Source organism: Dorea ammoniilytica (assembly GCF_025567415.1).
GTDB lineage: Bacteria > Bacillota > Clostridia > Lachnospirales > Lachnospiraceae > Claveliimonas > Claveliimonas ammoniilytica.
The window spans coordinates 20138-34112 of sequence record NZ_JAOQJV010000005.1 but is presented as its reverse complement, the minus strand read 5'-3'; the positions used below and the strand labels follow the sequence as shown (position 1 = coordinate 34112).

13 protein-coding genes are annotated in these 13975 nt (G+C 43.4%); 5 read left to right on the top strand and 8 right to left on the bottom strand.

Annotation, left to right across the window (positions count from 1 at the left end; translation table 11 throughout):
- Positions 1-109: 109 nt before the first annotated feature.
- The 7 genes from OCV65_RS05680 to OCV65_RS05650 form a co-directional block, all read right to left on the bottom strand.
- The gene (locus OCV65_RS05680; protein ID WP_015560109.1) at positions 110-490 is read right to left on the bottom strand and encodes a DUF4825 domain-containing protein; all 381 of its coding nucleotides are present in this window, start codon (positions 488-490) and stop codon (positions 110-112) included.
- A gap of 60 nt (positions 491-550) precedes the next feature.
- Positions 551-967, bottom strand: a complete 417-nt coding sequence (locus tag OCV65_RS05675) for a YjdF family protein (protein WP_015560108.1) — start codon at positions 965-967, stop codon at positions 551-553.
- A gap of 273 nt (positions 968-1240) precedes the next feature.
- Positions 1241-2095 (bottom strand): hypothetical protein, encoded by an 855-nt coding sequence (locus tag OCV65_RS05670; protein WP_015560107.1) that lies wholly within the window; start codon positions 2093-2095, stop codon positions 1241-1243.
- A 388-nt stretch (positions 2096-2483) separates the two neighbouring features.
- Positions 2484-2855 (bottom strand): TnpV protein, encoded by a 372-nt coding sequence (locus OCV65_RS05665; RefSeq protein WP_015560105.1) that lies wholly within the window; start codon positions 2853-2855, stop codon positions 2484-2486.
- Between the two features lie 31 nt (positions 2856-2886).
- Positions 2887-4557 (bottom strand): 23S rRNA (uracil(1939)-C(5))-methyltransferase RlmD, encoded by a 1671-nt coding sequence (rlmD, locus tag OCV65_RS05660; protein WP_262581349.1) that lies wholly within the window; start codon positions 4555-4557, stop codon positions 2887-2889.
- 31 nt (positions 4558-4588) lie between these two features.
- Positions 4589-5545 (bottom strand): 3'-5' exoribonuclease YhaM family protein, encoded by a 957-nt coding sequence (locus tag OCV65_RS05655; protein ID WP_262581270.1) that lies wholly within the window; start codon positions 5543-5545, stop codon positions 4589-4591.
- 57 nt (positions 5546-5602) lie between these two features.
- Positions 5603-6895, bottom strand: coding sequence for a S1C family serine protease (locus tag OCV65_RS05650; RefSeq protein WP_262581269.1), 1293 nt, complete (start codon positions 6893-6895; stop codon positions 5603-5605).
- 124 nt (positions 6896-7019) lie between these two features.
- On the opposite strand from OCV65_RS05650, the gene OCV65_RS05645 reads away from it, so the two are divergent.
- Genes OCV65_RS05645 through OCV65_RS05635 form a run of 3 tightly spaced genes read left to right on the top strand, consistent with a single transcriptional unit; the run spans position 7020 to position 11610 of the window.
- Positions 7020-9395, top strand: coding sequence for an endonuclease MutS2 (locus tag OCV65_RS05645; RefSeq protein WP_262581268.1), 2376 nt, complete (start codon positions 7020-7022; stop codon positions 9393-9395).
- 53 nt (positions 9396-9448) lie between these two features.
- The gene (locus OCV65_RS05640; RefSeq protein WP_118382928.1) at positions 9449-10150 is read left to right on the top strand and encodes a response regulator transcription factor; all 702 of its coding nucleotides are present in this window, start codon (positions 9449-9451) and stop codon (positions 10148-10150) included.
- A gap of 11 nt (positions 10151-10161) precedes the next feature.
- Complete coding sequence (locus OCV65_RS05635) at positions 10162-11610, top strand: sensor histidine kinase (RefSeq protein ID WP_118382927.1); 1449 nt, start codon at positions 10162-10164, stop codon at positions 11608-11610.
- A gap of 135 nt (positions 11611-11745) precedes the next feature.
- Here the strand turns inward: OCV65_RS05635 and OCV65_RS05630 are convergent, their stop codons facing one another.
- Positions 11746-12972: a substrate-binding domain-containing protein gene (locus OCV65_RS05630; protein WP_262581267.1), complete on the bottom strand. Its 1227-nt coding sequence runs from the start codon at positions 12970-12972 to the stop codon at positions 11746-11748.
- A 272-nt stretch (positions 12973-13244) separates the two neighbouring features.
- Between OCV65_RS05630 and OCV65_RS05625 the strand changes: the two genes are divergently transcribed.
- Positions 13245-13415, top strand: a complete 171-nt coding sequence (locus OCV65_RS05625) for a DUF362 domain-containing protein (RefSeq protein WP_118382924.1) — start codon at positions 13245-13247, stop codon at positions 13413-13415.
- 181 nt (positions 13416-13596) lie between these two features.
- Positions 13597-13962 carry a hypothetical protein gene (locus OCV65_RS05620; RefSeq protein WP_262581266.1) on the top strand — a complete coding sequence of 122 codons (366 nt, stop codon included), beginning with the start codon at positions 13597-13599 and terminating at the stop codon, positions 13960-13962.
- Positions 13963-13975 lie beyond the last annotated feature (13 nt).

The following is a 13975-nucleotide window of genomic DNA, read 5'->3' as shown; positions in this document are numbered from 1 at the left end:
CTCTTGTTCAAAAATAAACTCCTTTCAAAAAGGCGTATGGAAATCAAAACTTCCATACGCCTTTTTATATTCTGCTCTTCAAATTGTCTAAAAGTTGACTAAAAATATATCACCGTTCATATGATACAATAATTTCTTTGCTATCTGCTGTTTTATAATCAATTGTTCCCAAATTACCAATCAAATCAAATGTCATATCTGCATTAACCTGCAATTCATCTTCAAGCTTGACTGCAGACGGCTCATCTTTTAGAAAAACTGTTAATCCATAAGGCTCTGTTTCAGATTGTATCTCTATACTATCATATGAGTATCCCTCCGGATACTCTTGACCGCTTACAATATTTATAACATTCGAAGAATCTCCTACATAATCTGTCTTATACTTCGATAGGTCAGGAATTTCGTATAGTTTTTCTTTTTTTCCGCACGCCGAAATCAGCATTATTGATACGGCAACCAACATAATTGCAAGTACTTTTTTCTTCATAGAAACACCCCCGAAAGCTTTATTCAAAAATTTACGATTTGAGTAAAAGCCCAAGGAACTTTAATGTCCCTTATGCTTTTCTCTTTTCTTTCGCTGTTTCAGTTCAAACATTCGCTGCTCTTCTGCCTCTTTTCTCTTGCGGCTTTTCTCTTTACGTTCCTGCTTGTTCTGTTCCTGTTGTAATTTCAACGCCTGTTGCGATTTTGTACCAATGCCTATTTCCAGCATCTGCTTCTTTGTTTCCCGCTGCATCCGTTTCGAATTTCTTTTGATATCCTTTACAACAGTTTCAACAACCGGACTGAATTTCAAACTGAAATAGCACTTTTGAATATATTCCTGTACTTCATAATCTTTTGGCTCTGCACCAAATGTTACCTTTGCCACAGATAGTTTACCATCTTCGATGCGTTCAAAGATTCCCACCCAAAACGGCTCTTCAAAAAATACTGTCAGCTTTCCATTTACTTTGTCCACAAAAATCCCTCCTAAAAATGATTGAACAAAGAATGGACAACCCGGAGGGGCAGGTTACTTACCCTATTTATATAGGACGGCCGGGCTACCTACCGGCTCTGGTACATCAAAGATGTACGTTGCGTTTTTATCTTTGCTTTTATAATCAAGCCATGTGGCACGATTAACTTAATTCTGAAACTTCTAAGTTACTTTTTATGCTAAATAGCGAAACCATCACCTTTTGAGAAAAAATTTATACTCCACTTAGGGAGATATCATTTAACTCACCATTTAAAAATCAATATCGGTATACTTATTTTTCAACTTGTAAAATGCTATTATTACACTTGTATAATATTGCATCATCCAATCATACCATATTTCTTTGCTATAATCGTTCTTTTGATCTGCACGATTATGGCGAATATTATAACCATTAACTATACCAAAAATCAACTTATCATGTTCATTTTTAGGAACTTCATACTCAGCATTTAAAGTATCTTTTACTTCTTCACGTTCACTTTCCAAAATATCGGCAAGAATATTAATAGCTTTCTTTTTCTGTTCTAAATTGGCATCAAAACGATAATACATTTCTGTGGCTGTTGCTAATTGCTCATATACTGAATCGGGTAAATCAGAACCGTCATATTCTAACTGTTCACGCAACGCACCGTTAGGTATTTGCATTATAAATCCATTTGTCGGTTCAAGATAATATCCCTCTTTATATGCACGTAAGATATTATTAATTTGTTCAGCAAATTCTTCCTTTTGTGCTTCATTTTCAAACTGATCTGTTTCATAGTTATAAACACCAATATGGTCGTATAAAATCTCAATCACTGAAAACAATGTCTGCTCATCATATTCTTCAAGATATTGCCAAATTGGCCAAACCTCTTTATCCTGTAAGCATGTTGCAAAATACACTTCCGGTGATGGCAACAAACTTGGTGGTAAAATCTGCTCCGAATCCTGCGTATAAGGAATTTGCCTCCACACTCCTCTTGTAGCCACTTCAAAATACTCTTTATCACAAAAATATTTATATACCTGTCCGAAATACTGTAATAACTCATCAAAATCTATCTGTAGTTGCTTTGTAAGTAAACCATGTCTTTCTGCGTAATATTTTTTCATATTTTTCTGTTCTCCTTATGTCAACTAAAAATTGCCTTGTTCATTTTTAATACTATTTTCCATTAATCTAATCAAATCATCAATGAATGCATTACAGATTTCCCCAAAGTCATAAGCCTTATATTCGCAGGCAAATTGATTTGCAATTACATTTCTTAATTCATCAACTTTCCTCATTTCTGTCCGTTCAATCTAATAGTATTATTTTACCATATCACTTGTTTTTTTACCATCTTCAAAAGAGCAATAGCAAAAAAGCTGATCAAGAATCATAACCTTCCAATATTTTTTCTCTCTGCATCTGTTCCATGTAAATAGATTGCTTTCCGGCACGAGAAAAAATTGTTTGTAGAAACGGTAAAAAGCTCCCGAAGGAGCTTTCCACGCTTTAAATATACACTAATTCTTTTAAGACAATCTCTTCTGCTACATTTCGGATATTATTTACAGCCCTGACCCATTCCATCTGGTCACAAGCTTTCATTTCTTCCGTAATGCCTTCCTTTTCCATCATCTGACGCACTAGAATGTCCATTCTCTCCTGTGCTTCATCGTCCACAGCATTCAGATGTTCTGTCAATCTGTCTTCCAACATATACAGTGAATACATTGCCGGACGATGCTCTTTCAGATACGTTTTTCGCATCATTCCATATTTCCCATAATGCGGTTCTTCATCTGTACTAACAAGATTCGGATAATAAATTCCGTCTGCGCCAAGTGTGTAGGTTCCACCCATTTTTTCAAATGTGCTTTTCATGTGTTATTCCTCCTTGAAATCAGCGATGTTCTTAGATCATCGCAAAATATTTCAGGGCAGCCTTGATAGCATCTTCTTTCTCTTTCGGGCATTGTGGAACTCTTGCATTTTCTGATTTTGGAAGATTATAGTTTTCTCCCACTTCAATTCCACATTTGCGTTTTACCTGAGAAATATATAAACTTGAAACCTTCAAGCCAGATTCTTTCAGCACATAATCCTTGATTTCCTGATAGGTTGCTTTCAACTCGGCACTGGTGGCATCCAGCTCATCCAGATCTAAGTCGATCTCTATCGTGTCATCTGGTTTTTGTTGGGACAAAAGAACAACCGTCTCCACATGGACCGACATCGGAAACATATCTGTCGCCTTCACTTTCCTGATCTCATACCCATTCTCCCGCAGATACTTCACATCTCGTGCCAGTGTTGCAGAATCGCAGCTCACATATACAATCCGCTCCGGCTCCATCTGAACCATGGTATCAAGCACACTCTGTTCGCATCCTTTTCGCGGCGGATCGACTACGATCACATCTGCGTGCGCATGTTCTCCCGGATGCTCTTTAGTATAATCCGCATAGTATCCCGGCAGCACTTCTTCTGCCTTACCCACGAAAAATTCAGCATTAGTCAGCGCATTGATCTCTGCATTCTTTTTCGCATCGTCAATTGCCTGCGGAACGATCTCTACACCATAGACCTGTTCCGCTTTCTGTGCAAGGAAGAGAGAAATGGTTCCGATTCCACAGTACAGATCCCACACGGTCTCGTGACCGGTAAGTCCTGCATATTCTAACGCAGTTCCATACAGCACCTCGGTCTGCACCGGATTCACCTGATAAAAAGAAAGCGGTGATATCTGGAACTTTACTTCTCCGATATAATCTGTAATATACATCTGTCCCCACAGAAGCTGGATCTTCGTTCCCATGATGACATTCGTCTTCTCGCGGTTGATGCTGCAGGTAATACTCGTCATCCCCGGTATTTTTGTAAGTCTCTTCACCAGCTTCTCACTGTGTGGAAGTGTCTTTCCATTGATAACGAGGCAGACCATGATCTCGCCTGTACGGAATCCATAACGGATCAGTACATGGCGCACCAGTCCGCTGTGATTTTCTTCATTATATGGTTCGATATGTTCCACCTGCATAAATTCCAGAATTGCGTCCAGGATTTCTTTATTCTCTTTTACCCCCAGTACGCAGTCACACTCCGGCACCGGAATAATCTGGTGTGTCCTGCCTGCATAGAATCCGGCAGTCAGCTTTCCATCACGGTCTCTGCCAATCGGAAACTGTGCTTTATTGCGATAACGGAACGGCTCTTTCATTCCTGCTGCCGGTTCCATAATCTCATCCAAAAGTTCCTCTGGAATACCGCCCAGTCGGATCAGATTGTTGCGCACCTTGTTATGCTTAAATTCCAGCTGTTTCTCATAGTTCAATGCCTGTATCTGACAGCCTCCACATTGTCTCGCCACCGGACAGACAGGCTCTACTCTGTCTTTTGATGGCTGCAGTATCTTCATCAGGCGTGCATAACCATAATGCTTCTTCGCCTTCATGACCTTCACTTCTGCCACATCACCAATAACCGCATCCTTCACAAACAGCGTATAGCCGTCTACCTTACCGATGCCTTCGCCGCCGACACCCATATCTTCAATTGTAACTGTTGTCAGATCATTTTTCTTCATACTCATCGTCTATTTATATACTCTTATCCGTCTACTTTTCCAGACTGCTCTTTCTGAGATTTGTCTCAAACAGTCGGTTATATCCAGTCCATTCTTTATCTTTCATATTCTTGCTGTCTTTGAAGATCTCAGTCAGCGTCTCCATCTTGGCATCTGCACAGTCTGCAAAGTTTAGAGCAAATGCTTCCGGCAATGCCGGTTTCTTCGGCGAGCCATACTCCAATTCTCCATGATGTGAGATGATGCAGTGCTTCAGTTCATTGGCCAGCTTCTCCGGGAAATCCTGGATCTCACGAATCGCATCATTTAACATCTCCACGCCAATCACAATATGTCCTAATAACTGTCCTTCATCCGTATAATCATTCTTTGGAAATGCGGACAGCTCTTTCACTTTGCCGATATCATGACACATTGCTGCGGTATACAGCAGATCACGATTCAGGATTGGATATGCGCCAACCATGTATTCACACATCTTCACAACACTTAATGTATGTTCCAGAAGTCCTCCTGCGAATCCGTGATGCACACTCTTCGCTGCGGAATGCCCCTTAAACACCTTTACAAATTCCTGATTATTTACGAAATAATACTCCACCACCTGTTTCAGATAAGTGTTGCCGATCTGTTGCCCGTAATTCAGAAGTTCCTGATACATGGTGTCTTCATTCTTCTCAGTCGTCGGCATGTAATCTGCCGGATTATATTCATCCTCATATGCCTTGCGGATCTGACGGATATTCAACTGAAGGGCATTATTATAGCTGGTCACTTCACCGAACACCTCGATAAAGTCCAGCTCATCATAATCTGCGATCCCACTTGAATTCGGATCCCACACCTTACCATCCAGCGTGCCGGTCTTATCCTGCAAGATCAGATTGTCATATGGCTTGCCATTTCTCGTCTCCGCCGAACGCTTCCCTTTACACAAATACACATTACGAATTGTCTCGCCCTCACAGAGGGTATTGATATATCTCATGATAAATTCTCTCTTTCTATTATGTTCTTCTGATTTTATAAATGCTCATAACAGGTCTCATCTGAAGCTTCCTACAGTCACATTATACTGCGCATCCACATAACCATCGGTTCCCTTTCGCATTCCCTTCACGCGAATGCTGTCACCGGTCTTCTGCTTCATCAACACTGTATGATATGCCGACAATGTTGTCACCGCTGTCTTAGCAACTTCCGTGATCACATCGCCGCTCTGGATACCTGCTTCCATAGCCGGTGAATCTGCTTCCACCTTCTGCACATACACACCTCGTGGTATTCCCTGGTCACTGGCAATTTCCTCTGTAACAGACACGCCGGTAATTCCAAGATACGGTACCGTCTCACCATTTGACAGACATTCGATCATCGATTTCAGATCCGAAATCCCATACGCTGTTACCGTTGTCATATCTTCATCTCTGGCAGCTGCATCGATCATGCCAACGACCTCGCCGTTTACGTTAAATAATGCACCTGTTCCATCCGATGTACCGGAAATGTCAGTGCCGATCACATGGTATTCCCCATCGGTACGGTTCTTTTCTGTACCAGATGACGCAATAACTCCATAACCGATAGAATCTCCGTAACCAAACGGATCACCCATAGCAATAACCGTATTCCCCTGTTCCGCAGTTCCTGTGCGTCCAAGAGCTGCCACCTGTATCTTCTCCGCCGTAGATGACGCAAGACTGCTCTTATGCACTGCATACACAGCATATCCAAGTGTTCCGTCGGTCTGCTTCACACTAGCCTCATAACTTCTGCCGTCTGCAAATGTCACTTCTACAGCTTCTCCCTCCTGACACACTCTGTTGCTTCCAAAGATCAGATATTCCTGACCATTATCCGCTATGATCACGCCAGTTACGCTATCTGTACCCGCTACATCTGTCTCATCTGCTCCTGTTATATTCTCCGCATCAACAGTGTCATCTGCAGCTACCGATATTCTAACCATACTGCATTTTGCCTTGTCAGCAATCTCTGTCAGGGCTGCACTCATCTCCCGGTAATGATCCATGCTCACTACAAGTGGCTGATCTTCCTCAGCTGTGGCTGTATTCCCTTCATCTTCCTCTTCTTCCGGAATTGTTATCTCATCAGGATCTCCAAGCATCAGATCTTCTGCCCATGGTTTTAGCGCAAAAAAACCAAGACTGGCCGCCATACCAAATACCAGTCCCAGAGCTGCACACTTTATAATCGTACTTTTTCCGATTCTGCCCCGCTTCTTCTCGTCCTTCAAGGTCTCCTGCAGAAACTCATATTCTTCATGTTCTGCCCCGGATTCACCCTCTCTGTCTCGCGGATCACCGTGGTTCTCCATGCTGTTCGTCTCCTTTAACAATTCTGCTATCAGTATACAATATTGCAGAATAATGTTCAATATTTATCCTTTTCTTTAAACCTCAAATACGTTAGAATAAAAAGGAATTAACAGGAGATGTCATATGAATAAGAAAACACTTACCAAACTGGAATTTTATAAAATCACAGAGCTTCTCATGAATGAAGCCACTACACCGGGTGGGCAGCGCAAATGCCGCAATCTCAAGCCTTCTACAGATCTGACGAAGATTGAGTCCATGCAGGAAGAGACCGCCGCTGCATTTACCCGCATTGTTAAAAAAGGACATCTGTCTTTCAGTGGATGCTATCCGATCGAAGAATCTATGAAACGCCTGGAAGTCGGGGCTGCATTAAATGCTGCCGAGCTTCTACGTATCGCCAAGGTGCTTACCGCAGCCGGAAGAGCCAAAGCCTATGGACGTCATGAAACCATCGAAGAACTTGCCGACTGTCTGGACAGTTATTTTGATATGCTGGAACCGGTATCTCTTCTTTCTACCGAGATTGACCGTTGTATCATCAGCGAAGACGAGATCAGTGACGATGCCAGCAGCACACTGAAGCAGATCCGCCGTCAGATCGGCGCAATGAATGACCGTGTACACTCTACATTGACCGGTATGGTCAATGGTCCACTCCGCACTTATCTGCAGGATGCTATTATTACCATGCGTGGTGACCGCTACTGTATTCCGGTCAAGGCCGAATACAGATCTAAGGTGTCCGGCATGATTCATGATCAGTCTGCTACCGGTTCTACACTTTTTATCGAACCTATGGCAGTTGTAAAGCTGAATAATGATCTGAAAGAATTATATGGCAAAGAACAGGAAGAGATCCAGGTGATACTTGCCCGGCTTAGTTCTGATGCCGCTGATTATATTGAAGAGATCCGCACCGACTATAAAGTCATGACCGAGCTGGATTTCATATTTGCAAGAGGAAGCCTGGCGCTTTCCATGAATGCCAGCCGACCGGTCTTTAATAACGAGCGGCGCATTCTGATCCGCGAAGGCCGGCATCCATTGATCGACCGCAAAAAGGTTGTGCCGATCACCATTTCTCTGGGTGACACCTTCGACCTGCTGATCGTAACAGGACCAAACACAGGTGGTAAAACGGTTTCGCTGAAAACGGTCGGACTTTTTACCCTGATGGGACAGGCAGGACTCCATATTCCGGCACTCGACCGTTCAGAACTCGGTATTTTTGAAGATGTCTACGCAGACATCGGCGACGAGCAGAGTATTGAGCAGAGCCTCAGTACCTTCTCTTCTCACATGACGAATATTGTTTCATTTTTAATGAAGATTAAAGACGATTCTCTGGTACTCTTCGACGAACTTGGTGCCGGAACCGATCCTACCGAAGGCGCTGCTCTTGCCATCGCGATTCTGAGTCATTTGCATGCTCAGGGCATCCGCACCATGGCGACCACTCACTACAGTGAACTGAAGATTTTTGCGCTCGAGACACCGGGCGTAGAAAATGCGAGCTGCGAGTTCGACGTTGCAACGCTCCGGCCAACTTACCGTCTGCTGATCGGTATTCCGGGAAAGAGTAATGCATTTGCCATTTCCAAAAAGCTGGGACTTCCGGACTATATTATCGAAGATGCCAGAGCGCATCTGTCCAGCGAAGCAGAATCCTTTGAGGATGTCTTAACGGACCTCGAAGCCAACCGCCGATTAATCGAAAAAGAAAAAGAAGAAATTGCATCTTACAAAAGGGAGCTGGAACGCCTGAAGAACGAGACCGCATCCCGCCAGAAGAAATTAGATGACCAGCGTGACCGCATCATCCGCGAGGCCAACGAAAAGGCTCACGCTATCCTGTTGGATGCCAAAGAAACTGCCGACGAAACCATGAAGAATTTCCGCAAATTCGGCAAGGAGAACATCTCTGCTGCTGAGATGGAAAAAGAACGGGAACGTCTCCGCAAAAAGCTGAAGTCTACCAGCAGCAAGGTAACATTGGAAACTGCCAAACCAAGAAAGAAACATAAGCCTTCTGATTTCAAGCTTGGCGAATCTGTACGGGTTCTCAGCATGAACCTGAACGGTATCATTACTTCTCTTCCGGATGCAAGAGGCAATCTTCATGTTCAGATGGGTATCCTGAATTCGCAGGTACACATGTCCGATCTGGAGATCATCGAAGAACAGCCTTCTTACTCTGCCAAGGGTCTGCAGCGCACTTCCAAGGGCAAGATGAAAATGAGCAAATCCTTCTCAGTCAGTCCTGAGATCAACCTGTTAGGCAAGACAGTGGATGAAGCAGTCGCAGAGCTTGACAAATACCTGGACGATGCCTATATTGCGCACCTAAGCCCGGTACGCATCGTACATGGCAAAGGTACCGGCGCACTCCGCAACGGTATCCATGCTTATCTCCGCCGCCAGAAGCATATCAAAGAATTCCATCTGGCTGCATTTGGTGAGGGTGATGCAGGTGTAACAATTGTCGAGTTCAAATAGCGATGCACTCTGACAACATTTATCATAAACTCAAATAGTGGGGAGAAATAATTATGGTTAGCAAACAGAAAATACTGATCGTTGACGACGATGAAAATATCGCAGAACTGATCTCACTTTATTTAGCAAAAGAATGTTTCGACACCAAGATCGTTCACGACGGAGAAAGTGCTCTGCTCGCATTTGATGCATGGAATCCGGATCTGATACTTCTGGATCTGATGCTTCCGGGCATTGACGGCTATCAGGTATGCCGTGAGATCCGTGCCCATTCGCAGACACCGATCATCATGCTTTCCGCCAAGGGCGAGGTCTTTGACAAAGTGCTCGGTCTGGAACTGGGCGCCGATGACTATATCATGAAACCATTTGATTCGAAAGAAATGGTCGCCAGAGTCAAGGCCGTACTCCGCAGATATCATCCTGCAAAGCCGGAAATTCCTGCTGACAGCAACAGCAAATGTGTGGAATATCCGGGACTTGTGATCAACCTGACCAACTATTCGGTCCAGGTAGACGGAGAGACCGTAGACATGCCTCCAAAAGAATTGGAGCTTCTCTATTTCCTGGCTTCCTCACCAAATCAGGTATTTACCAGAGAACAACTCCTGGACCACATCTGGGGTTATGAATATGTCGGTGACACTCGTACCGTAGACGTACATATCAAACGTCTCCGCAAAAAGATCAGTGATCACCCATCCTGGAATCTGGGAACCGTATGGGGCATTGGATATAAGTTTGAAGTCAAATAAGGACGCGCGTTATGAATAAAACACCTTCACACACCGGCAGTACGCTGCGATTAAAAATATTGGCAATTTATATCATATTTGGATTTCTGGCAATATTCACTACATCCATTCTGGTATCCGGTTATGCCCTTGATAAGCTCACGGACTATACCGCATCCCGGTTATATAAAAGTGCTAATGTTACCGCATCACAGTATCTGCCCAAATATTTTAATGAAACAATCTCCTTATCGGAAGTCCGCACACAGCTCAGTGGTATCGAATCCTACACGGATGCTGCCGTCTGGCTGGTAGACGCAGAAGGGAATCTGATCTGCAGCAAATCTCCGGATGACTACCCGGATGCGCCAACCGTCATTCCTGACTTTGACCCAACGGAAAATGTCGGAAGTATCTGGCAAAAGGGTGATTATCACGGTTGTTTTACCGAAGATGTTATTACAGTTATTGCTCCTGTCACTCAGGATTTTACAACCAAAGGCTATCTTCTGATCCATCAGAATCTGGACGAGATCAACGCTCTGCAGAATGCGCTGCTCCAGCGTGTATATATTGCCCTGATCATCATCTATCTGCTGTCATTTATGATCTTCCTGGCATTTGAACTGCTGGTACACCGCCCACTGGTTGAGATCACCCAGGCGGCTACACAGTATGCATCCGGCAATCTGAACTACGAGATTCCGATCCGCACCAGTGATGAAATGGGATATCTGTCGGCATCACTCAACTATATGTCTTCACAGCTTCGGGATATGGAGAACTATCAGAAGAAGTTCGTGGCCAATGTCTCCCACGATTTCCGTTCCCCTCTCACCTCGATCAAGGGCTACATAGAAGCCATGGCTGATGGTACGATTCCTCCGGAAATGCAGAGCAAGTACCTGAATATTATTTTATTTGAAACAGAACGACTGACAGATCTGACGAGAGATCTTCTGGAGTTAAATGCATTTGACACACAGGAACTTCTGCTGAACCGGGAATCTTTCGATATTCATGATGTGATCCGTTCCACCGCCGCCTCTTTTGAAGGCACATGCACACAGAAGAAGATATCGATCGAACTGGTTCTTGCCACCAGGCATTTGTCCGTATTTGCTGACAAACACAAAATCCAGCAAGTGCTCTACAATTTGATCGACAATGCGATTAAATTCAGCGATCCGGACTCTATTATTACAGTTGAAACCACCGAACGCGGTGAGAAAGTCTTCGTATCTGTCAAGGATAACGGAGTCGGCATTCCGCGTGATTCGCTGAATAAAATATGGGAACGTTTTTACAAGACAGATTCTTCCCGTGGCAAAGATAAAAAAGGAACCGGACTTGGTCTTTCCATCGTAAAGGAATCCATTCAGGCTCACGGTGAGAATATTAATGTAATAAGTACGGAAGGTGTCGGAAGTGAATTTACTTTCACCCTTCCAAAGAGTAAAGATAGCGCACACTGGTCATAGAAATTATCAATAATTAAGCTTTTCGTATGATAAAAATCGTATGCAATATGTCTCATGTGTAGCAAAAAAGGTGCAGGCAAATGCCGCACCTTTTTCGTATCATGCTCTATCTTCATTCTGACCGGTTATATCCGGCTATTTCTCTGCATACAGAATATCTTGTACTGTCCTATCTTCTATATTATCCGGTGTTACCCAGGTATACCCTGTGTTAACATTCGCTTCATTCCCCATATTCAGGACACATCTTGCTTCTGCCACAACCGTTGCATACCCCATACCATATGGATTCTGAACGATCATCCCTGCAATTCTGCCATCTTTCATCGCATCGATCTCTTCCTGATCCGCATCATATCCCATGATTACAACATCCTTCATGTCTTTTCCTTCACATGCTGTCAAAGCCTGCATGGTAGTGTCTCCATTGGTTGCAAAGATACCTTTCACATCCGGATTCATCTCCAGAATATAATTATAAATGTCTTCATCCGTAATCTGTGCGATTGCATCATCAAGTGCCGTCTGCTGTTCCTCATCAAGTTCCTGACCTTCCACTGGCACAATATCAAGCTGCTGTTCTGCGATCGTCTTCTTTATATCATCGATCTGATCCATGTAATATGGACCTGCCACCGACATATTCGGATGATTATTCTGAATCTCTGCAATAAAATTATTTACTCTTTCCTGCGAAGTCAGGGACTTGCTGTCATGAGCGATCACAACAACCTGTCCGGCATCTCCAAGGCTCTCCACCATATGTGTCGCTACTTCTGTGGATGCTTTCGCATTATCCGTCATTACACTGGCCATGATTCCCTGATAATTACCCACAGAGTCAAATGTTATCAGCGGGATTCCGTTCATAGTCGCCAGATCAAACTGCACTTCACAGGACTTGGAATCTACTATTGCGATTGCCAGTGCCGCCGGATATCTGTCCAACTCTTCATCCAGAATACTGACCTGCTCATCCACATCGTCTGACTTACCAGGTCCACTGTATACTACCTTGATCTTATCCGAACCTTCATACCCAAGTTCTTTATTCAGATCAGTAACTGCGTCCTCGGCACCTGCTTTGATCGTTTTCCAATAGGTCTCAGAACTGCCTTTACCAATGATCGACAAATATGTACCTTTTTCCAGCTCTAATCCATCCACATTACCATATGCTGCCGGATTGATCAGATCCAGTTTCGCCTGCTTTGCCTTTTCAGCCTTCTCTTCAGCAGTCTCTTTCTTCTCTCCATTCTGCTGGGTCGAAGATGTATCCGCTTTCTCTGTCTGCGTACTGCATGCACATGTAAGCATTGCCATGCATATACCAAGCGCCGCTACTCTCCATCTCTTTTTCATGCTATCTCTCCCAATAACTGTTTCTTCTTAATCTGCCGATGTCGTATAGGTAACTCCTTATTACGTGTATCCTCTGACATCACATAATATGTTATACACCAAAACTGTGAAAAAGTCTTGAAAAATTTCTTAAAAAATTTATTAACATTGACTTTGTATCTGTTTTTAAGCAGGATTTAGCTTGTATATTTCCCTCATTTGTATTATGATTAACTAAAGCTGAGGTATTCAGCCATAATGATTATCACATATTATATAAGGAGGTACTTATCATGGCATACGTAATTAGTGACGAATGTGTTTCTTGTGGTGCTTGTGCAGCTCAGTGTCCTGCAGAAGCTATCAGCGAAGGAGATGCTCATTTCGAAATTAACCCAGATGCATGTCTTGACTGTGGTGCTTGTGCAGATACATGCCCAATGTCAGCTATCTCTGCTGAGTAATTTCGCAAGAATAATAAAGAGTAAAAGCAGCCTGTTCTTAATTGGACAGGCTGTTCTTTTTTCCGCAAATCTTCCAATGTCACTTCCTGTCAGTCAAATCTATTATCTTCCCGACTCCCTTTGACAAATGCTTCCGTTTGGACATGTTATACTCTGTCTACATGAACTAAGGGGGGATTATATGGGCAACGTATTAAATACATTAAGCAGCGCAACGAAAGAAGATGCCAAGCTCTATAACTGCATCAAAGAACTATATGACCAGGGTGTGCCGTTTGAAGAGCTGAAAGCTCTGATTCCGGATATGAAACGCACCCGAGAACAACTCCGCATCAAGCGTATGTTGGAAAACAATAATGAAATGCTAGTGTCTATGATTACCAAAGAAATGTCTTTTCTTCTGGATGCCAAGGAACGCCAGCAGGAAGAAGAATTCCGTAAGCTTGACCAATTGATCCGCCAGCAGCAGAATTACCGTAAAAATGCTGCTCACAGCGGTGCTGTAACAAGACTTCGCAGGCTTCTGCTTCCCGGCACATCAATATAGAGCATCATCCTCT

Bases quoted from the DNA above. Each gene is read 5' to 3' on its own strand.
- OCV65_RS05625 (WP_118382924.1), top strand. From the start codon at position 13,245: ATGGCATACGTAATTAGTGACGAATGTGTTTCTTGTGGTGCTTGTGCA.
- OCV65_RS05655 (WP_262581270.1), bottom strand. From the start codon at position 5,545: ATGAGATATATCAATACCCTCTGTGAGGGCGAGACAATTCGTAATGTG.
- rlmD (WP_262581349.1), bottom strand. From the start codon at position 4,557: ATGAAGAAAAATGATCTGACAACAGTTACAATTGAAGATATGGGTGTC.
- OCV65_RS05645 (WP_262581268.1), top strand. From the start codon at position 7,020: ATGAATAAGAAAACACTTACCAAACTGGAATTTTATAAAATCACAGAG.
- OCV65_RS05640 (WP_118382928.1), top strand. From the start codon at position 9,449: ATGGTTAGCAAACAGAAAATACTGATCGTTGACGACGATGAAAATATC.
- OCV65_RS05620 (WP_262581266.1), top strand. From the start codon at position 13,597: ATGGGCAACGTATTAAATACATTAAGCAGCGCAACGAAAGAAGATGCC.
- OCV65_RS05670 (WP_015560107.1), bottom strand. From the start codon at position 2,095: ATGAAAAAATATTACGCAGAAAGACATGGTTTACTTACAAAGCAACTA.
- OCV65_RS05680 (WP_015560109.1), bottom strand. From the start codon at position 490: ATGAAGAAAAAAGTACTTGCAATTATGTTGGTTGCCGTATCAATAATG.
- OCV65_RS05630 (WP_262581267.1), bottom strand. From the start codon at position 12,972: ATGAAAAAGAGATGGAGAGTAGCGGCGCTTGGTATATGCATGGCAATG.
- OCV65_RS05635 (WP_118382927.1), top strand. From the start codon at position 10,162: ATGAATAAAACACCTTCACACACCGGCAGTACGCTGCGATTAAAAATA.
- OCV65_RS05650 (WP_262581269.1), bottom strand. From the start codon at position 6,895: ATGGAGAACCACGGTGATCCGCGAGACAGAGAGGGTGAATCCGGGGCA.
- OCV65_RS05665 (WP_015560105.1), bottom strand. From the start codon at position 2,855: ATGAAAAGCACATTTGAAAAAATGGGTGGAACCTACACACTTGGCGCA.